The organism is Natronorubrum texcoconense (genome assembly GCF_900100335.1).
Classification (GTDB): domain Archaea; phylum Halobacteriota; class Halobacteria; order Halobacteriales; family Natrialbaceae; genus Natronorubrum; species Natronorubrum texcoconense.
Genome location: NZ_FNFE01000002.1, coordinates 60,625 through 79,759, shown reverse-complemented (window position 1 = coordinate 79,759; position 19,135 = coordinate 60,625). Strand labels below are relative to the sequence as shown.

At 66.1% G+C, this 19,135-nt stretch carries 20 protein-coding genes; 12 read left to right on the top strand and 8 right to left on the bottom strand.

Features of this window, described 5'->3' with window-relative positions:
- The first annotated feature begins 24 nt into the window (after positions 1-24).
- The 3 genes from BLT08_RS06645 to BLT08_RS06635 all read left to right on the top strand — a co-directional run bounded on the left by BLT08_RS06645 (position 25) and on the right by BLT08_RS06635 (position 2,987).
- Positions 25-906 (top strand): coiled-coil protein, encoded by an 882-nt coding sequence (locus tag BLT08_RS06645; protein WP_090304165.1) that lies wholly within the window; start codon positions 25-27, stop codon positions 904-906.
- Positions 907-1,115: 209 nt separating this feature from the next.
- Positions 1,116-1,550 carry a nuclear transport factor 2 family protein gene (locus BLT08_RS06640; RefSeq protein ID WP_090304162.1) on the top strand — a complete coding sequence of 145 codons (435 nt, stop codon included), beginning with the start codon at positions 1,116-1,118 and terminating at the stop codon, positions 1,548-1,550.
- Positions 1,551-1,640: 90 nt separating this feature from the next.
- Positions 1,641-2,987, top strand: coding sequence for a carboxylate--amine ligase (locus BLT08_RS06635; RefSeq protein ID WP_090304159.1), 1,347 nt, complete (start codon positions 1,641-1,643; stop codon positions 2,985-2,987).
- Positions 2,988-3,032: 45 nt separating this feature from the next.
- On the opposite strand, the gene BLT08_RS06630 is transcribed toward BLT08_RS06635, so the two are convergent.
- Both BLT08_RS06630 and BLT08_RS06625 read right to left on the bottom strand, forming a co-directional pair.
- Positions 3,033-3,977, bottom strand: coding sequence for a calcium/sodium antiporter (locus BLT08_RS06630; protein ID WP_090304156.1), 945 nt, complete (start codon positions 3,975-3,977; stop codon positions 3,033-3,035).
- A gap of 80 nt (positions 3,978-4,057) precedes the next feature.
- Entirely contained in the window at positions 4,058-4,474 is a 417-nt protein-coding gene (locus tag BLT08_RS06625; RefSeq protein ID WP_090304153.1) for a universal stress protein, read from the bottom strand.
- Between the two features lie 116 nt (positions 4,475-4,590).
- On the opposite strand from BLT08_RS06625, the gene BLT08_RS06620 reads away from it, so the two are divergent.
- The 6 genes from BLT08_RS06620 to BLT08_RS06595 all read left to right on the top strand — a co-directional run bounded on the left by BLT08_RS06620 (position 4,591) and on the right by BLT08_RS06595 (position 11,232).
- Positions 4,591-5,397 (top strand): shikimate dehydrogenase, encoded by an 807-nt coding sequence (locus tag BLT08_RS06620; protein ID WP_090304150.1) that lies wholly within the window; start codon positions 4,591-4,593, stop codon positions 5,395-5,397.
- 81 nt (positions 5,398-5,478) lie between these two features.
- The gene (locus BLT08_RS06615; RefSeq protein WP_090304148.1) at positions 5,479-6,294 is read left to right on the top strand and encodes a helix-hairpin-helix domain-containing protein; all 816 of its coding nucleotides are present in this window, start codon (positions 5,479-5,481) and stop codon (positions 6,292-6,294) included.
- A 155-nt stretch (positions 6,295-6,449) separates the two neighbouring features.
- Entirely contained in the window at positions 6,450-8,099 is a 1,650-nt protein-coding gene (locus BLT08_RS06610) for an anthranilate synthase component I family protein (protein ID WP_090304145.1), read from the top strand.
- Positions 8,092-8,793 carry an anthranilate synthase component II gene (locus tag BLT08_RS06605; RefSeq protein ID WP_245724169.1) on the top strand — a complete coding sequence of 234 codons (702 nt, stop codon included), beginning with the start codon at positions 8,092-8,094 and terminating at the stop codon, positions 8,791-8,793. The genes BLT08_RS06610 and BLT08_RS06605 overlap by 8 nt, the downstream gene beginning before the upstream one ends.
- A complete protein-coding gene (locus BLT08_RS06600) occupies positions 8,786-9,685 on the top strand; it encodes an aminotransferase class IV (protein ID WP_090304140.1) in 900 nt (299 codons plus the stop codon). The genes BLT08_RS06605 and BLT08_RS06600 overlap by 8 nt, the downstream gene beginning before the upstream one ends.
- A gap of 233 nt (positions 9,686-9,918) precedes the next feature.
- The gene (locus BLT08_RS06595) at positions 9,919-11,232 is read left to right on the top strand and encodes an MATE family efflux transporter (protein ID WP_394328194.1); all 1,314 of its coding nucleotides are present in this window, start codon (positions 9,919-9,921) and stop codon (positions 11,230-11,232) included.
- 3 nt (positions 11,233-11,235) lie between these two features.
- On the opposite strand, the gene BLT08_RS06590 is transcribed toward BLT08_RS06595, so the two are convergent.
- Positions 11,236-12,354 (bottom strand): saccharopine dehydrogenase family protein, encoded by a 1,119-nt coding sequence (locus BLT08_RS06590; RefSeq protein WP_090304134.1) that lies wholly within the window; start codon positions 12,352-12,354, stop codon positions 11,236-11,238.
- 92 nt (positions 12,355-12,446) lie between these two features.
- Here BLT08_RS06590 and BLT08_RS06585 point away from each other — a divergent pair, with 92 nt between their 5' ends.
- Positions 12,447-12,944 carry a Rieske (2Fe-2S) protein gene (locus BLT08_RS06585; protein WP_090304132.1) on the top strand — a complete coding sequence of 166 codons (498 nt, stop codon included), beginning with the start codon at positions 12,447-12,449 and terminating at the stop codon, positions 12,942-12,944.
- A gap of 7 nt (positions 12,945-12,951) precedes the next feature.
- Here the strand turns inward: BLT08_RS06585 and BLT08_RS06580 are convergent, their stop codons facing one another.
- A complete protein-coding gene (locus BLT08_RS06580) occupies positions 12,952-13,314 on the bottom strand; it encodes a DUF7344 domain-containing protein (RefSeq protein WP_090304130.1) in 363 nt (120 codons plus the stop codon).
- A gap of 204 nt (positions 13,315-13,518) precedes the next feature.
- Positions 13,519-13,815 carry a transcriptional regulator gene (locus BLT08_RS06575; protein WP_090304128.1) on the bottom strand — a complete coding sequence of 99 codons (297 nt, stop codon included), beginning with the start codon at positions 13,813-13,815 and terminating at the stop codon, positions 13,519-13,521.
- A gap of 106 nt (positions 13,816-13,921) precedes the next feature.
- On the opposite strand from BLT08_RS06575, the gene BLT08_RS06570 reads away from it, so the two are divergent.
- Entirely contained in the window at positions 13,922-14,896 is a 975-nt protein-coding gene (locus BLT08_RS06570; RefSeq protein ID WP_090304125.1) for a nucleotidyltransferase family protein, read from the top strand.
- Positions 14,897-15,003: 107 nt separating this feature from the next.
- Positions 15,004-15,717 (top strand): hypothetical protein, encoded by a 714-nt coding sequence (locus BLT08_RS06565; RefSeq protein WP_090304123.1) that lies wholly within the window; start codon positions 15,004-15,006, stop codon positions 15,715-15,717.
- 249 nt (positions 15,718-15,966) lie between these two features.
- On the opposite strand, the gene BLT08_RS06560 is transcribed toward BLT08_RS06565, so the two are convergent.
- From BLT08_RS06560 to sppA, 3 genes are all read right to left on the bottom strand, one after another.
- The gene (locus BLT08_RS06560) at positions 15,967-16,692 is read right to left on the bottom strand and encodes a diphthine--ammonia ligase (protein ID WP_090304121.1); all 726 of its coding nucleotides are present in this window, start codon (positions 16,690-16,692) and stop codon (positions 15,967-15,969) included.
- A gap of 54 nt (positions 16,693-16,746) precedes the next feature.
- Positions 16,747-18,030 carry a DUF373 family protein gene (locus tag BLT08_RS06555; protein ID WP_090304119.1) on the bottom strand — a complete coding sequence of 428 codons (1,284 nt, stop codon included), beginning with the start codon at positions 18,028-18,030 and terminating at the stop codon, positions 16,747-16,749.
- Positions 18,031-18,110: 80 nt separating this feature from the next.
- Positions 18,111-19,106 carry a signal peptide peptidase SppA gene (gene sppA, locus BLT08_RS06550; protein ID WP_090304117.1) on the bottom strand — a complete coding sequence of 332 codons (996 nt, stop codon included), beginning with the start codon at positions 19,104-19,106 and terminating at the stop codon, positions 18,111-18,113.
- Positions 19,107-19,135 lie beyond the last annotated feature (29 nt).

Sequence of the window (19,135 nt, the reverse complement as noted above, 5' to 3'; positions counted from 1 at the left end):
ATGGCACAGAGGTTTGACTAACACATGGTAGACGAATCGAAAAACATCGAACTGACAGAGGACGACCTAGAGAACAAATCGAAAGGACAGCTCATCAAGATGGCCGGGCAGCTGCGAGACCGGCGAAACGAGCTGAACCAGATGGCCTCCGACCGGGCTTCCAAACGCGACGATCTCAACGCCAAGACGCGCGAGAAAGTCGACGAAGCCCAGGAACACCGCGAGAAACGCGACGAGCTCAACGAGAAGGTTCAGGAGCACAAGGACAAGCGCAATGAGCTCAACGCCGAGGCCAACGAACTGTTCGACAAGGTCGAGAAGCTCAAATCGGACATGGAGCTCGACGAGGGCAAGGACCTCGACAAGCTCAAAGAGGAGATCGAGCAACTCGAGTTCAAACAGCAGACCGAAGTCCTCTCGAGCGAGGAGGAAAAGGAGCTCATCGAGAAGATCGAGGGCAAACGCGAGGAGTACGAAGACCGGAAGGGAAAACTCGATCAGAACGAGGATCTCGAGGAGCTCGTCGAGGAAGCCGAGGAAGTGCGATCGGACGCCTCCCAGCACCACCAGAAGGTGACGGAGCTCGCTGACAAGGCCCAGGAGCACCACAACCAGATGATCGAGGCCTATCGCGAGGCCGACGACATCCGCGACGACGCCGACGACATGCACGAGTCCTTCGTCGAGGCCCAGGAGGCCGCCGACCAGCACCACGAGGACTTCGTCCGCGTCCAGAAGCGTCTGCGCGAACTGGACAAGGAAGAAGAGCAAGAGCGCAAGTCCGAGCGCGACAAGAAGAAAGAGGAGGCCAAGGAGGAGGCCGAGGAGATTTACCAGAAGTTCAAGGAAGGCGAAACCCTCGACACCGAGGACCTGATGAAGCTCCAGAAGACGGGGCTGCTCTAGGTCGATCTCGTCTACCGGCGCAGTTGCAGTTTTCTCTCGTTTTTGGACCGCACAGCGTCTCGAGACACCCGTCGTAGCCATCGCTGTCCCGCGCCGCTGGCACTGACACCTGGTCAGCGATTACTTTCCTTGAGCAGTGTATTTTCACGCCGTGTGAACGGAGTGAGCTATTTTGTGCGTTCGCGGTATCGACGTGATATATCAGGACAATGGAAGCGAACACGAATCGACCGACGGAGGGAACGGTGAACCGGGAACTGCTCACCGAGTTGTACGCCGGGTTTAACCGCTTCGTTACGAACCGTGGTGGGCGAGCGGACGTGGTTGCGGCGCTGGCCGACGACGTCAGCTGGACGACGATGACGAGCGGCGAGGCGACGGAACAAACCTATACGGGTGTCGACGACGTTATCGAAAACGTCGCCGCGGGACTCCGCGATGGGGCGGATCACCTGCAAGCCCTTCCGGAGCGGTTCACGGAGGCGGGTGAAACCGTCGTAGTAGAGGGAGCATACGTCGGGACGGCCGACGGTGCCCCGTTCGATATCGCGTTCGTCCACGTCTACGAACTCGACGACGAAACGATCCGGAGCTGTCGGGCGTACACCGACACCGCACTCGAGCAACAGCGGTTCGCCCACTAACACCGTGTCCGTGAAACAGCACTCGAATTCCGACCACCGATCCGAAGTATCCACCTCATACCGATGACAGTCGATCAGCATTCTTCACGCATGCAACGAGAGAAAACTGACGCAGGTGTCCTCGTCCCCGGTATCGACGCGCCGAGCACCGTCGCCTGCCTGCGGTCGCTCCGGCCGCGCGGCGTCCACACCGTCGTCGCCTCGGACTCGCCGGCGACGCCCGCAGCCGCCTCGAAGTACTGTGACGAGTTCGTCCGCGTGCCGGACCCGGCAGACGATATCACCGCATACGGTGACGCGTTGCTCGAACTCGCCGAACGGCCGGACGTTCGAACGGTTATCCCGGTTCGCGAGGAGGACGTGTACGTACTCGCCGACCGGAAAGATGCGTTCGCCGAGGTCGTCGACACGAACTGGCCCGACTTCGAGACGCTTCGACAGGTCCAGGACCGCGTCGAACTCTTCGCCGCGGCCGACGCGGCCGACGTGGCGGTTCCCGAAACGGCGCTGCTCGACCAGTGGGACGACTGGGACAGCGAGACGATCGTGAAGCCACGATATACGGTCGCCGCACCCGGCTATCTCGGCACCGACACCGGGCGCGTAGAGATCGGCTCGACGGAGTACCAGCGGCCGGGCTCGCCGCCGGATTTGCAGGCCGCCGTCGAACGACGCGGCCACGTGCCGCTCGTCCAGGAGCGGATCCCCGACTCGCGGGAGTTCGCCTTCTTCGCCCTCTACGACGAGGGTGAGGCGGTCGCTACCTTCCAACACTGCCAGCGCCGCGGCTGGAAGTACTGCGGCGGCCCGAGCGCCTACCGGGAAGCCGTCTACGATCCCGACCTCGAGACCGCCGGCCGGGACCTGCTCGACGAACTCGAGTGGCACGGGCTCGCGATGGTCGAGTTCCTGCGCGACACCGAGGAAGAGGAGTACAAGCTCATGGAGATCAACCCTCGCTTCTGGTCGTCGCTCCCGTTTTCCGTCACTGCGGGCGCGGACTTTCCGTACTACTACTGGCAGCAGGCGATCGGCCAGCGAGTCGAGTCAGATGCGACGTACGAGCCCGGGACGGGCGGCCACCTGCTTCGGGGAGAGCTGAGCTACCTCCACAGCGTCGCGACGGAGGAGTATCCGATGGTCGAACGGCCGTCGTTCGTCGGCGCGCTGCGTGACGTCGCAACGTCTCTCGTTCGCGAGCCGCGATTCGACTACGCGGTCGCCGACGATCCGGCGCCGTTCTTCCAGGACGGACTGAACCTCGTGCAGGCGTGGCGAGCGAGTAGATCAGCGACGCCGTCGGCCGACGACGAGACCGTCGAAAACGAGGACGCGCGGCCGGTCGTCGAGAGCGACACGCCGGAACAGACCGACCAACCCGCCGCAGAACCCCACGGCGCACCGCCGTCGCAGGCGTCACAGCACCTCGACGACTGACGGTTCGGATCAGTTTTGCGTTCCGTTGTCACCGATATAGGATTGTCACGGATACAGGAGGTAGAGAAAGATAGCGTAGCCGAGGACGAGCCCCGCCCCGTCGAGGCGCGTGAGCCGGCGACCGTAGCCCATCATTCCGACCAGGACGAGCGTAAAGACGACCAACACCGGGAGCTCGAGTCTGAGCGTACTCGGCGCGATCTCGATCGGCGTGATCAGCGCGACGATGCCGAGGACGGCGAGGATGTTGTAGATGTTCGAGCCGACGACGTTGCCGATGGCGAACCCGGTCTCGCCGCGGAGGGCGCCGACGACCGAGGCCGCCAGCTCCGGCAACGAGGTGCCGAGTGCGAGCACGGTGAGCCCGATGAAGAGATCCGAGAAGCCGAACGCCGAGAGCAGGCTGGTACCGCCCGAGACCAGCCAGCGCGAACCGATCAGGAGCGCGACGAGGCCGCCGAGGACGAGCGCGACGTCTCGGAGCTCGACCCCGTCTCCGGCCTCCGGGTCGTCGACCATCGGTGCCGGATCCGCGCTGACGTAGTAGACCAGATAGCCCGTGAAACCGGCGAGAACGAGGAGGAGTATCGCGCCCTCGAGCCGTCCGATCGTTCCGTTGGCACCGAGAACGACGAGCAAGAGGGCCGAAAACAGCATAAACGGGACGTGCCGACGCATGACGATCGAGCTGATCTGCAGCGGTTTGATCAGTGCGGCCAGCCCCAACACCAGCCCGATGTTGGCGATGTTCGAGCCGATCACCGCGCCGAGACCGATGTCGGTCGAGACGTCCAGCGCGCCGATGGTCGCGACGAACAGTTCGGGCGCGGTCGTCGCGAACGCGATCACGGTCACGCCGACGGTCGCCGCTCGAAGGCCGATTCCGAGTGCGAGTCGTCCGGCTCCGGCGACGAGCAACTCGGCGCCGGCGTACAGCGCGACGACGCCGGCGGCGAGGAGCACCAGATAGAGCGGAATACCGGAGAGCATGGCCGCGGCTACACGCGAACAGCGTAAAAGCGGCCCGGAACTGAGTGTGGTCCCCGACGATCGGACGGCGATTCCCACCCTTACCGGACGATCGTCACCGGAACGGCCGCCCGACGGACGACGCGCTCGGCGACGCTGCCGAGCAGGACGCGACTCGCACCGTCTCGACCCTGGCTCCCGATGACGATGTGATCGATCTCGTGCTCGTCGGCGTAGTCGACGATCTCTCGAGCGGGCTGGCCGACGACGGTCTCGGTCGTGATCGACGCGTCGTGGGCCGCTGCGACCTCGGCGGCGTCCTCGAACAGGTCCTCGGCGGCTTCTTGGCCCGATTCGATCAGCGACTCGTAGGCGTAGACTCCGCCTTCTCCGTACCGCGACATGTTCGCGTCGACGACGTGCAACACCGTGATCGTCGCGTCCGGGTACTCGCGGACCGCGTGTTCGAGCGCCGCGCGGGCCGGCTCCGAGTCGTCGATAGGCACGAGGAGATTCATACTGGCAGTTCGGCGCATGTCCCCATAAGTGACGGGACTCACTCCCACACTCTGGGGGTTCCGTCTTGGAAGTCACACTCGTTATATCCCCGCCGGATCGACTGTCCCGTATGGCTATGGACGTCTTCGGGTTGCTCGGCAATCCGGTCGGTCACTCGCTGTCGCCGCCGATGCACGAAGCGGCCTACGACGAACTCGGTCTCGAGGCCCGATACGTTACCTTCGAACCCGAGCCCGCGGATATCGCGGCCGCGATCGACGGGGCCGAAGCGCTCGGAATCACGGGGCTGAACGTGACGATCCCCTTCAAACGGGACGTCCTCGAATCCGTCGAGGCGGACGAACTCGCGACCCGAATCGGCGCGGTCAACACGATCGACTTCACCGGAGAGACGCCGACGGGTCACAACACCGACGCGGTCGGCGCGCTCCGCGCGCTGCGGGACCACGACGTGACGGTCGAGGATGCGCGCGCGGTCGTCGTCGGCGCGGGTGGCGCCGGCCGAGCGATCGCATTCGGCCTCGCCGACGCGGGCGCGACGGTCGCAATCGCCAACCGAACCGAGTCGACGGCCCACGACCTCGCCGCGGACGTCCCGAACGCGACGGGACACGGACTCGAGACGGACGAACTCGCAGACCTGCTCGCGGACGCCGACGTGCTGGTCAACGCCACCAGCGTCGGGATGGAGGAGCACGCGACGCCGGTGCCCGCCGAGGCCCTCCACGGGGAGTTGGCGGTTCTGGACGCGGTTTACCGGCCGCTCGAGACGCGACTCCTCCGGGACGCGGCCGACGCGGGCGCGACGACCGTCGACGGCGCGTGGATGCTGCTCTACCAGGGCGTCGAGGCCCTCGAACTGTGGACGGGGCGGGACGCGCCGGTCGACGCGATGAACGAGACCCTCCGCGCACACCTCTGAGCCGACGGATCGGCCCGGTATCGACCCGGTAGAGGATCGTATCAGGCGAATTTAAGTGATGGAACCAACTATATCGGCACAATGGCAATCCTCCAGAAGATAAAATCGCTGCTGGGGTTCGGTGACTCGGATCCGGAGCGAGGGCGCAGTCGAGAGGTCGGGGTAACAGTCGAGCGGGAAGGGGCACAGGAGGACGGACCCGAATCGACGACGACCGAGACCGAACCGGAGTCGGAGCCGGCGGCGCCGTCGAGTCCCGCTGACGCTTCGGAGACCGAATCCGACGACGATGACGACGCAGCGGCTGACGCCGACGAATCGGCAGCCGCCGAGACGACCGCTGCGGCGTCGACGGACTCGATGACGGAGCCGTCGGACGGGCCCGAGGAGGCGGCCGAGCCCGCCGAAGCGACGGGGCCGTCCTCGGCAGACGCGACGCCGACGGACGAGAAGACGCCCGACATCTCCGAGGAGGAGGTGCCGGTCGAGGAGGCCGAGCCCGAAGAACTGGCCGAGGAGATCGAGGCGGACGACTCCGACCCGGAATCGGTCGAGGAAGACGACCTCGAGACCGAGTCCGAAGACGAAGCCGAATCCGAGTCCGACGTCGACGAGACCGAACCGGAGACCGACATCGACGACGCGGACGTGGACTCGGTGCAAGAAACGGAGACGGAATCCGACGCCGAAGCGGACGAGCCGGCGGACGACGCCGGTACTCAGGAGCCGGTCGACTCGATTAAGGGCATCGGACCCGCCTACGCCGACCGCCTCGCGAGTGCCGGCGTCGAGACCGTCGCCGACCTCGCCAGCGCGGACGCTGCCGAACTGTCCGGACAGACCGATATCTCCGAAAAACGCCTCCAGGGCTGGATCGACCGCGCGGAAGTCCGATAACGTCTCCGCGTCTCGAATCGTCCCACCGCTCTCCTCTCACCCCTTCAGCGATTTACCGGCCGTCACGAGGACGGTCGAGTACTTCTGTTTCTGGAGGATGCGGATTCCGCGCCCGAACCGCAAGAAGATTAGGCTCCCACCCCCTCTCGAGGCACATGAGCGATCCGCGCGTCGTCACCTCGCTCGAGTCGTTTCGAGCCGCCCTCACCGACCGGCTCGAGACCGGTGCTCGAGGGACCCCTGACTCGACGACGCACAGCAGTGGAATTCGCGTTCCCGTCGAACTCCGAGTCACGGTCGACGATCCGTTTCTCGCCTACCGTCGAGCCCGTGCGCCACAGGGAACGGGCGGCGCCTTCCTCGAGACGACCGGCGGCCAACCCGGCTGGGGCTACTTCGGCGTCGACCCCGTCGATCGGCTGACGGTCGGTCCCGACGCGGTGACGCACCCGCGAACCGACGACGGCTCGCCAACGCTCAAGGCGCTCGAGGGACTCCTCGAGCGGGACGAACTGGCTCGCGGCGACTGCGACGTCCCCTACCCCTGCGGCGCGGTCGGCTGGCTCTCCTACGACGTCGTCCGGGAGCTCGAAGCACTCCCCGAATCGGCCGACGACGACCGCGACCTGCCGCGACTCGAGGTCGGCGTCTACGACCGGCTGGCCACCTGGGAGGAACCCGTCGACGACTCCGCCGAAGGGGTGACGCTGCGAGTGACCGCCTGTCCGCGACTCGCTCTCGATGCCGATGGTGACGCGGCTGCTCCAGACGACGACACCGTCGAAGCGGCCTACGACCGCGGCTGCGAGCGCGCGCTCGAACTCGCGCGGGCCGCACTCGAGGGCGATCCGACCGTCGGCGAGCCGGCGGTCGAGACACCGGCGGCGACCTTCGAGAGCGACTGCGGTCGCGAGGCGTTCGCGGACCGCGTCCGCCAGGTGAAAGCATACATTCGTGACGGTGACACCTTCCAGGCGAACATCTCTCAGCGGCTGGTCGCCCCGGCCGCCGTCCACCCCGTCGCGGCCTACGACGCGCTCCGGCGGGTCAACCCGGCGCCCTACTCCGGACTGCTCGAGTTGCGCGCGGCCGATCTGGTGAGTGCCAGTCCCGAACTGCTGCTCGAGCTGGGGGAACCGCGCGCCCCGGATTCCGCTCAGGATCCGCGAGCGCGCGGCGGCGAGTTCCTCCGCACGGAACCGATCGCGGGCACGCGACCGCGCGGCGAGACGGCCGCGGAGGACGCGGCGCTCGAGGAGGATCTGCGCACCGACGAGAAGGAACGCGCCGAGCACGCGATGCTGGTCGATCTCGAGCGAAACGACCTCGGCAAGGTCAGCGAGTACGGCTCCGTCGAGGTCGAGGAGTACCGACGGATCGACCGCTACTCCGAGGTGATGCACCTCGTCTCGAACGTGACGGGGCGTCTCCGGCCCAACGAAACGCTGGCCGACGCGGTCGCCGCGGTGTTCCCCGGCGGGACGATCACGGGCGCGCCGAAACCCCGAACGATGGAGATCATCGACGAACTCGAGGCGACCCGACGCGGACCCTACACAGGGAGTATGGGAATCTTCGGCTTCGACGGGCGGGCGACGCTCAACATCGTCATTCGGACGCTGGTCCGCCACGGCGAGGAGTACCACCTTCGCGTCGGCGCGGGCATCGTCCACGACTCGGAGCCCGACCTCGAGTACGACGAAACGCTGGACAAGGCTCGCGCGCTGCTCACCGCCGTCGACGAGGCGCTCGGCGAGCGGGCCGGGATGGCGCTCGAGACCGATGGAGGTGACACAGATGAGTGACACGACGGGCGCTGCGAACCGAATCCTCGTTATCGACAACTACGACTCTTTCGCGTACAACCTCGTCCAGTACGTCGCCGAAGCGATCATTTCTGCGGGCCCTGCGACGCCGTCGCAGGACGCCGGCGAGGTCGCAGACCGGGTCGTGGTCCGGCGAAACGACGAGATCGACCTCTCGGACGTCGAGGCGATCGATCCCACGGGCATCGTCGTCTCGCCGGGACCGGGAACGCCGGAGGAGGCCGGAATCTCGATCCCGCTGTTCGCCGAGACCGAGTATCCGATTCTCGGCGTCTGTCTCGGACATCAGGCCCTGTGTGCGGCCAACGGGGCGCCAGTCGTCCACGCACCCCACGTCGTCCACGGCAAGCCCTCGACGGTGGATCACGAGGGCGACGGACTCTTCGACGGACTTCCCGAGACCTTCCAGGTCGGGCGCTATCACTCGCTGGCGGTCGAGCGGCAGGATCTCCCCGACGAACTCCTCGAGACGGCCCGGACGACCGACGAGCGCGGCGTGTTGATGGCGGTTCGCCACCGCGAGAAGCCCCATATCGGCGTCCAGTTCCACCCCGAGAGCATACTCACGCGCAGTCACGGCGGGGCTGCGGACGGGGACGGCATCTCGCTCGAGGTCGGCAAGCGAATGATCGCGAACTTCTGTCGGTTCGCCGCGGAGGAACGGCATGGCTGACGAGCGCGACCCGATCTACCACGTCGACGGCGACCTCGTCCCCGCGAGCGAGGCGACCGTCAGCGTCGACGACCGCGGTTTTCGGTACGGAGACGCCGCCTTCGAGACCCTGCGCGCCTACGGCGGGACGATCTTCGAGTGGGGGGCTCACCTCGAGCGACTCGAGGCCACCTGCGACGCGCTCTCGCTCGCACACGGTCTCTCCGGCGACGACCTCCGGGGCCGTATCGACGAGACGCTCGCGGCGAACGACCTCGAGGACGCCTACGTCCGACTCTCGATCACGCGGGGCGTCCAGCCGGGCAAACTGACGCCCCAGCCGGAGGTCGACCCGACGGTCGTCATCTACGCAAAACCGCTTCCGCGCGGGGGAGTCGACGGCGAGTCCGTCTGGGACGACGTGGCGACCGTCCGGACGGTCGAAACCCGCCGAATCCCCGATGAGTCGATTCCAGCCGCCGCGAAGACGCACAACTACCTCAACGGGATTCTGGCGCGGGCGGAACTGCGAGCCGCGACCGAGGACGAAGCCAGTGAGGCGGACGAAGCGCTCGTGTGCGATCTCGAGGGCTGCGTCGCCGAAGGCGCGACGAGTAACCTGTTTTTCGTCCGGGACGGCGTCCTGCAGACGCCGACGACCGACGGCGACGTGTTGCCCGGGATTACGCGGGCGATCGTGCTCGAACTGGCCGCTGAGGCCGACGTTCCGGTTCGAGACGGTCGGTACGAACTCGAGGATGTTCGCGCCGCTGACGAGGCGTTTCTGACGAACCGCACCTGGGAACTGCGGCCGATCGCGACGCTCGACGGACGAGCGATCGGTGGCGGCCCGATTACGGAACGGCTCTCGCGGCTGTACGACGAGCGCGTCGAGCGGGCGTGTTACGAGTGAGTACTGTCGGTCGCGGAAGCGCGGCTCGATCAGTCACGGAAACGTAGCCCGAACGCGACCGCAATCGTCCCGCGACCCGTCCGCCACACTTAGTTCCGCGCCGACGATTCACCTCGAGTGCCGCCTTCACTAGGTTCAAGCGTCGAAGGAGTCGACCTTCTCGTGTGCTTCCCGGCGGACGACGACGGCTGTTCGCGGTCTGGCGGCGCATCTTCGACCTCTCGTGGCCGGTGATGGTCGAACAGTTCCTCCGGACGCTGATGCGGACGACGGACATCGTCGTCACGGCGCTGTTCTCCCCCGCGGCGGTGGCAGCCGTCGGGCTGGCGGACCTCTACGCTCGGCTGCCGCTCCGGATCGGCCTGGGGCTCGGCAGCGGCGTCATCGCACTCTCGAGTCAGGACACGGGCAGCGGCGCGACGACGAACCGGGACGAAGCGATCACGCAGGCGATCCTGATCGGGGCAGTCGCCGGGGTACCGTTCGTCCTGTTCGGCTTCCTCTTCGGCCGGTGGGCGATCGACGTACTTGGGGCCGAGTCGGAGGTCGCCCGCATGGGCGGGCTCTACCTCGCGATCATCTTCGCGACGACCCCCGCCAGACACGTCACGCTGGTCGCCGCGCGGTCGATCCAGGGAGCCGGCGACACGCGGACCCCGATGTACGTCAACGGCGTTTCGAACGGGCTCAACATCGTCGGAACGCTCGTGCTTGGACTGGGGCTCGGCCCTGCCCCGGAGCTACAGATCGTCGGCGTAGGTATCGCAACCGCCTTCGGGAACGTCTTCTCCGCGGTCGTGCTCGTCGTAGCCATCCAGCGATCGTGGACGCCCGCGGGATTCGTCCGCCCGCGTCAGTGGACGATCACGCGGCAACTGCTCGCGATCAGCGCCCCGCGGATCGCTGAGGGGCTGGCGACGACCATCATCGAGTTCCCGTTCAACTCGATCCTGCTGTACTTCGGGACGGAGGTAAACGCCGCCTACCAGATCGGTCGCCGCGTCTACCAGCAACTCACCGGCCCGCTCTCCCGGGGCTATCGCACCGGAACGAGTATCGTCGTCGGCCAGACGCTGGGCGACGGCGATCCCGCCGGAGCGCGGTACAACGGTTGGGCCGCCGCCGCACTCGCCGTGATAACTATCGGTACGCTCGGCGCGGTCCTCTTTGCGGCCGCCGAACCGCTGGTCGCGTTGTTCACCGACGATCCGGAGACGCTGTCCTACGCGAGCGGCTTCGCTCGCGCCTACGCGCTCGCCGCACCCGTTACGGCGCTGTACATCGTCCTCGCGGGCGCGCTCACGAGCGGGAGCGACACGCAGACGCCGCTCATCGCCCGCGTCTCGGGAATGTTCGTTGGCATGCTCGGCGTCTCCGCCGTCGGTGGCATCTATCTGGGCTACGGCGTACCGGCGATCTACGCATCGATCGTGATCTACTACGTCTGGGCGACCGTCTACGTCGCCATCGGCTTCTATCGCGGCGCCTGGATCGAGCGAACGCAAACGATGATGGACGAGCGCGGCAGCACGCCCGGCGAGAATTGACCGTTAATCGTCGGACTCGAGCGGCGACCGTTCGGGCTCTCCGGATTCGCTCGGCGCCGCGAGGAGTTCGCGGTCCGTTCCCGACAGTTCGAGGACGAACTCGCTGCCGAACGCCGACGCCGGCGTCTGGAAGCCGGCCGGAATCCGCTTTCGGGGCCGGTCGTGCCCGTCGAGGAGCCGTTCGGCGGCGGTCACCGCGCTCTCGGCCGTGAGCGCGTACGGGTTCGGCGTGCGGACTCGAGCGCGGGCGCGACGGCCGGTCGATTCGTCGACCGCATCTCCCCAGACCGTCGCCGTATCGGTGGCGAGTTCCCGTTCGTCGGGACCGTCGGCCTGCGAATCGACCAGCCGCCGCAGTCCGCCTTTGATCGGGCGTCGCTCGAGCAGCCAGCCCAGGGAGTCGACGACGGCCATCCCCCGGGTCGCCCACGACGGCACGGCCGCGTACACCTCGATCGAGTCGATTCCGGTACTGTGTGCGGCGGTGACGACGTCGGCCCACGGGACCGAGACCGCGTGCTCGGGACCGGTACCGAAATCGATATCGCGCGTCCGAAAGCCCATCGGCACCTTGATCAGTCGGCCGTTTCGACGAACGACGCCGTCGGTTCCGAGCTGTTCGACGAACGTCCGGGCGGTTCCCCGCGAGAGTGGGCCGTTCCCCTTGACACCTAACGAGAGCCCGGTCGCCGACGGCAGCTGCTCGTGGAGAAACGCCGCCAGGCAGTCCGACGGGACGACCTCGAAGCCGACGCCGGGAAGCATCGTCACGTTCGCGTCTCGAGCCGCGTCGTCTCGTCGTCGCAGTCGCTCGAAGACGCGGAACTCGCCCGTGATGTCGAGGTAATCGGTTTCGGTCTCGAGACAGGCTTCGACGAGCGGATTGACCGTCTTCACGAACGGGCCCGCACAGTTCAACACGGCGTCGAAATTCCGGATGTGGGACGTGACGTCGTCACCGAGGCCGAACGTGCGTCCTTCGACGCCGAGTTCGTCCGCTTGACGCGCGACGGCTCGACCGTCGCGACCGGCGATGGCCGGCGAACCTCCTCGAGAGACGGCCTCGCGGGCGATCAGCCGACCAGTGTAGCCGTACGAGCCGTAGATGAGGAGGGAGTCCATTGGCCGTCGTTTGGTTCTCAGGGTGTTAAAGTTGCGTCAGACGGGTCCCATATCGAAACGTTCAGGATTTCCGGTCGATAACCGGGTTGCCAATGGACGTCTCAGAGCGGATTGCCGCGCTCGAGGAGGTGCCGTCGGAGTCGACGCTGCTCTTTCGAGTGAGAGACGACGAGGGCGAAGAACGGGAGGCAATTCTCGTCACGGGCGACGGCGCTGACGGTCCGTCTGGCGGCTGCGATGACGGCCTACACGACGGCTGTGAGACCGAACGGACCGCAGAACTCGCCGACGGACTGCAACTCTCCTGCTGGTTGAACTACTGTCAACACCTCACTCATATCAAGATCGACAAAGGGTCGGGTGCCCCCATGCGAGACGGTGAACTCGTCTGTGCCAACCACGGCGCGTACTTCGACAGCGACTCGGGCGAGTGTACGTACGGCCCCTGCGAGGGCGCGTATTTGAACGACCTCGAGATCACCGTCGACGACGGCGACGTCTATCTGACCGACGACGACTACTCGTTCGTCGGCGAGGGGCCGATCGACGACGACGACGACCTCACCTCGACGTCGAACGTCAAAATCTAGATTCTGATCAACGGAGTGCCGCGGGGGAGACCAGATCTCGTTCCTGGTCGTACTCGAGCAATCCGGCGTCGACCAGTCGGGGCAGATGATCGTGGTAGAGCGAGATGTAGACCTCGTGGACGCGCTCGGCCGAGATGTTCGTCACCTTACAGCCGGTTTCGCGAACGGCGACCTCCTCGGCGGCGTCCGGCAGCGTCAGCGATTCGCCGTACGTGCGCATCACCTCGAGGAAGTGCCGTCTGCGCTGGTCGGAGAGCAGCCCGAACGCCTGATCGACCGTCCTCGCCGACGCCTCACAGGAGTCGAGGTTGTCGAGGACCGCCAGCACGAACTCGACGCAGTCGGACTCGGTAGGGGGTGTGGCAGTCATGTGTATATTCCGTGAGACCGCTCGGAACGAACGACCTCCCGCGACGTGAAGACGAGAGGTGAGGGAGCGGCGGTCGGACCTGCGCGGAGTCGACCGTCCGTCGCTCGAGGGTTCGTACCGGTTTCTCGCCTCCACGGTAAATATTAGTATCGAATCCGTTTCAGGTTGTCAGCCAAAAGTGACTGTCCAGCCGAGGGGTACGTCTCACTCGATCGTCAGCGTCGGCTCGGAGACGGCCTCGCTCTTGCAACTGGGACATCGCGACGGCAGGTTCAGCAGGTCGTCGAAGTCGTCGAAACCGCAGTCGCGACACGTCGGCGGTGCGACGAGTAGCTGTTCGTCCGTCTCCGCGCTGTCCACCGACCGGAAGACGTGTTCGGCGTGTCGGAGCACCGAGTGGGGGGTGAGATCGAGTTCGACCGCGAGCTCGCTCGGCGTTGCGGGGTCTTCACGGAGGGCGTCTGCAAGTCGTTGTCGCGTCGTTTCGTCGGCCTCGCGCATACTCGGACGCACGGTCGTCGGCCCCTTACATCTCCCGCTCGCGTTCGGCGACTCGCGAACTGCTGAAAGGACAAACCACTTACCCCGCGCAGGTGAACACCGTGACATGAAGGCCGTCGTCCTTGCCGGCGGATACGCGACTCGGATGTGGCCGATCACGAAGCATCGGCCGAAGATGTTCCTCCCGATCGGTGAGTCGACCGTCATCGATCGTATCTTCGCCGAACTCGAGGCGGACGACCGGATCGACGAGGTCTACGTCAGCACGAACGAGCGGTTCGCGCCCGACTTCGAGGCCCACCTCGCCGACAGCGAGTTCGACAAACCGACGCTGTCGATCGAGGAGACGAGCGAGGAAGACGACAAGTTCGGCGTCGTCGGCGCGCTCGCCCAGCTGATCGACCGCGAGACCGTCACCGACGATCTGCTGGTCATCGCCGGAGACAACCTGATCAGCTTCGACGTCGCCGACTTTATCGACGACTTCGAGCAACGAGGGGCACCGACGCTGGCCGCTTACGACGTCGGCTCGCGCGAGAAGGCCAAATCCTACGGGCTGGTCGAACTCGACGGCGAGCGGGTGGTCAACTTTCAGGAGAAACCCGACGACCCCAAGAGCACGCTCGTCTCGATCGCCTGCTACGCGTTCCCCGCCGACTCGCTCACCCTGCTCTCGACGTACCTCGAGGACGGGAACAACCCCGACGAACCCGGCTGGTTCGTCCAGTGGCTCCAAGCGCGCGAGGCGACCTACGCCTACACGTTCGAGGACGCGTGGTTCGACATCGGCACCCCAGAGAGCTACCTCGACGCCGTCGCCTGGCACTTAGACGGCGAGTCGATGGTCGACGATTCGGCGTCCCTCGAGAACGCCACGATCGGCGACAACGTCCACGTGATGGCCGACGTCACCCTCGAGAACACGAACCTCGATCAGGCGGTGATCTTCCCGAAGGCGACCGTCAGAAACGGCGACATCCGTCGCTCGATCATCGACGAGGGAACCCACCTCGAGGATCTGGATCTCGCCGGCGCGCTCATCGGAGCCCACACGACGATTACGAACGGTTCGCCGAAGTGAGCAGACCGTCCGGTGTTCGCACACCCACCACCGAGCGAACCGCAGTCGACGCCGCCGCTGGACGATACAGCTATACGTCTCCCGTGTGATGTGTGTCGACAAGTTACATGTCCGAGAGGGTGCAGTCCATCCTCGACCGGCACGCCGAGGGCGTTCCCTGCGAGGAGCTCGCAGCCGCCTTCCACGAGCATCGCCGCTGGAGCGGCGACGATCCCCTGCTCCTGCTGGCCGAGGCCGCCGCGTCGACGACCGGCCAGGGGTTCGTCGGCGGCGTCAAGCCGACCGTCGAACGATTCCGTGAGGCGTTCGTGACGACCGGCCGCATCGATTCGTTCGACGCGCTCGCGGCGCTCGATCTCGAGGACGAGGGCCTGATCGACGCGTTCGGCGCGCAGCGAAAACGCCACGTCCTGCTCGAGGCCGCCCGCGTGCTCGCGGAACGGCCGGAAGCCGACGATCTGGCCGCGCTCGTCGGCTGGGCAAGCGATGCGGACCCCTACCGCTACGATGCAGATCCCGTCGGATCGATCGCCGGCGTCGGCCCCTCGAGTTTTCAGTCCCTCCGCCAGCTCGCGGGAATCGAGACGATCACGCCCGATTCGACGGTCGTGGCGCTGATCAACGCCGTCGACGACGACCTCGAGTCGTCTCCCCTCGATACGGCGACCGATCTGCGGACCATCGCCTCCGGCGAGTGGCTGGCGCTCGAGTCGTCGTATACGCCGCTGGAAATAGATCGGCTCGCCTGGTGGACGTTCACCGACGCGGACGACCGCGAGGTGGTTCTCGAGGCGGACGGATCGACCGCCGATCACGGCTGATCGCGACTCTGGGTACAGTACTCTTCACTCGAGCCGTGCGTCCGTAATCCGTACCCGCCCACGCGTTCCCTCCCACTCCGTCTCAGTACCACCTTTTTTCCGTTCGGGTGGCTCACACCGTTCGCCACCGCTCACGCAAAAAATCTGTCTGGCGAGAACTTCGCTCCCGCTGACCTTCGCTCGCTCTGCTCGTGAAGAGATCGAAAAAGAGCCGCTCGTTCACTCCGTTCACTCGCGGTGCAGAATCCCTTACTCGAGCCGCGCATCCGTAATCCGCAACCGTCCCCGCGTTCCTTCCCACTCGGTCTCGTACTCGAGACCGATCCGCTGCTCCATATGCGGCCCGTCCACGACCAAGGTCTCAAACTCGCCGCCCTCTCCGAGGATGTGGACGCCGTACTCCTCGTGTAGTTCCTCGAGTTCCTCGATGGCCTCGCGGTCGAGCGTTCGACCGAGCCACGACTCGTCCAGCCCTTCGGCCGCGACCTGGATGATTGTGATCTCGAAGCCGGCCTCGAGCATCGCGTCCGCGAGTTCGCGGGGCTCCTCCTGCCAGAGCGGGGCGTACAGCTCACAGCCGAGTCGGTCGCACATCCCCTGGATGCGGCTCGTCTGATACTCGCTCTCGACGGCGCCGGCGGTGACGCCGGCGATGCCGCTCTCGAGTTCCGAATCGAGTTCGGTCAGCGCGACCTCGAGCGGTTCGAGTTCGTCGTCGCCCTGCGTTCCCGAGTCGGCGGCGTCGGCGGCCTCGAAGTCCTCGGGCTCGACGTCGACGAGCGGGATCCCGGTGCTTTCAGCCGCGAGCGCGGCGAGAGCCGTCGCGGGGACGTGATACATGTAGGAGTCACCCGTCGGATGGACGGTGACGAGCCGGGAGACCTCGAGTCCGTCCTCGAGGGCCCGGTACAGTGCCCAGGAGGAATCCTTGCCGCCCGAAAAGAGACTCACCCACGTGCCGTCTGTGTCGCTCATGGTCGTCAGTACGTGTACAGGAGTAAATGGGTACCGAGTCGTCCTGTGCGGGCGTTACTCCATCGAATCCGGGTCGCCGTCTGACTCCGAATCGATCGTCGGTGTCGACTCCCTCGCGGGCCCGCCGTCTGTGAGTTCTGATGGGACGTCTGCGTTCGACTCTCGATCCGATTCGGAGATCGTCGAGCCGGAGCCGTCCGCGAGCTCCGCCTCGTCCTCGTTTCGGGTCCCGCTGAAGTACGACGCGACCCGCGCGCCGACCAGACTGACCACGATCGCGACGACGACGAACAGCGCGAGTCGCTCGCCGGCCGTGATCGCGAAGCTCTCGTTCGACACCACGCCGAACTCGTAGGCCGGCACCGAGAACGGCTCTTCGACGCCCTGTTGCTCGAGGAAGTACGCAGAGAACCCGCGAACCACCAGCGAGACGGAGACGACGATAAAGGGAAGGTTGAGGAAGGACGACCGGATCGGCTCGTCGCTGATGGCCTCGTCGAGCAGTCGGCCGGCGCTGGCCGTTAGGGCGGCCATCGCGAGCCACGGGACGGCATCGAAGACGAACTGCATCGCCGGGATCACGACACCCGGTGGATCGTCGAGACTCGAGACGCCGAGGACCCCGGCGAAGAGTCCGACGAGGGTCAAGCCGGCGGCGACGACGTAGGTGACGACCGAGACCTGCCCGGAGTACAGCGATTCGCGAACCTGATGGGCGACTCTGGCTATCCAGTCGTCGATATTGAACCCCTTGTATAGCAGAAAGACGCCGATGACGGTCGTGATGGCGGCCGCTCCCTGTGCGGGACCGAGGAACGTCGCCAACATCGGGAAGACCAGAAACGTCAGCCCGATCGGCACCAGCACGGTCTGGCGGAGCTCTTCGTCGGCGAGGAACTGCTTGAGCAGGTAGTACGTCGACTCGATGTCCCGCGCCTGTCGAACGACGACGCGGTCGACGGAGTCGACCTGCACGCGGCTCTCGACGATCGGCACCAGTCGCTCGTCCTCCGCGCTGTCGATGACGACGACCGCGGAGTCCGGATCGTACGTGGCCACGAGTTCGTCGATCTGCTTGGCGACGGCTCGGTCCGCCGAGACCATCGACTCTCGGTCCCCCGAGACGACCGCGACGACGACCTCCTCGTTCTCGTCGCGGAGATCCTGGGCGACGCGCAACGTCTCGAGCAGGGAGTTAACTCCCGAATCCTCCGGATCCGCGAGTCCGACGTCGGTCACGAGCGCGCGGACTGCCTCCCAGCCGACGACGGGCGAGCGAAGACCGGTCTTGCGTCCCACGTCGTCGGTCCGGTCGAGACAGACGACCAGCGTTGTCACGGTTGCTGTTCCATGCTGTGTGACGATAAAACCACTTACTCGTTCGAATTGTTGGTGGGCGGTGTACGGCGGGTGTCGACTCAGGTCCGCAGTCGGAACTCGCGGTCCTCCGCGAGCCCCGAAATACCGGCGCCGAACGCGTAGGCGACCTGTTGGGCACCGGTGCCGACGCGGGCCATCAGCGGCCGGTCGGGTTCGAACTCCTCGACGGAGATCTCGTCCCGGTCCAGCCGATCCGCTAGTTCGGTCTCGATCTCTCGGCGCGTCCCGAGGTGGTCGACCAAGTCCATCTCGTAGGCCTCCTCGCCGAGGTAGATGCGGGCCTCGGTGTCCCGGACGAACTCGCTGTCGAGGTCGCGGCCGTCGCTGACCCGCTCCACGAACGTCTCGTAGTAGTCGTCGATCAGTCCCTGCAGGTACTCGCGTTCGTTCTCCTCGAGGTCTTTCAGCGGGGTGCCGGCGTCCTTGTACTCCCCGGCGGCGAAGCGCTCGTAGGAGAGGCCGACCTTCTCGGCGAGGTCGCTCGCGTTCACCCGGGAGCCGATGACGCCGATCGAGCCGACGATGCTGCCGTCTCGAGCCCAGAGTTCGTCGCAGCCGCTGGCGATCCAGTAGCCGCCGCTGGCACAGACGTCCGTCGTGTACGCGACCGTCGGGCCGTCGAAGCGCTCGGCCGCGAGCCGGATGTCGTCGCTCGGGACGACCTCGCCGCCCGGCGTGTTGAGTTTCAGGAGTAAGGCGTCGACGGTCTCGTCCTCGTCGGCGCGGTCGATCTGGTCGACGATGTCGTCTGCCGGGGTCGATCCCGGACTCGAGGGGAATCGTCCGCCGCCGCCGTCGCGGGTGATCGGTCCCTCGACGGCGACCTCGGCGACGTCGTAGCCCGGGAACAGCGAGTTCGCGATGTTCCCCGCGATGCGGAGTCCGACGAGCACGACCGCGAGCGCGAGGACGATTCCGACGAGGTCCGTCATGTTCGACGGCGCGACGACGAACAGGGCGACGCCGATGGCGGCGAACACCGCGGCGCCAAGTACGACGATTAGGAGCCGTCCGAGTCCCTCACTGCTGACCATGAGTCACACCTCGAATCATATCGCTACCT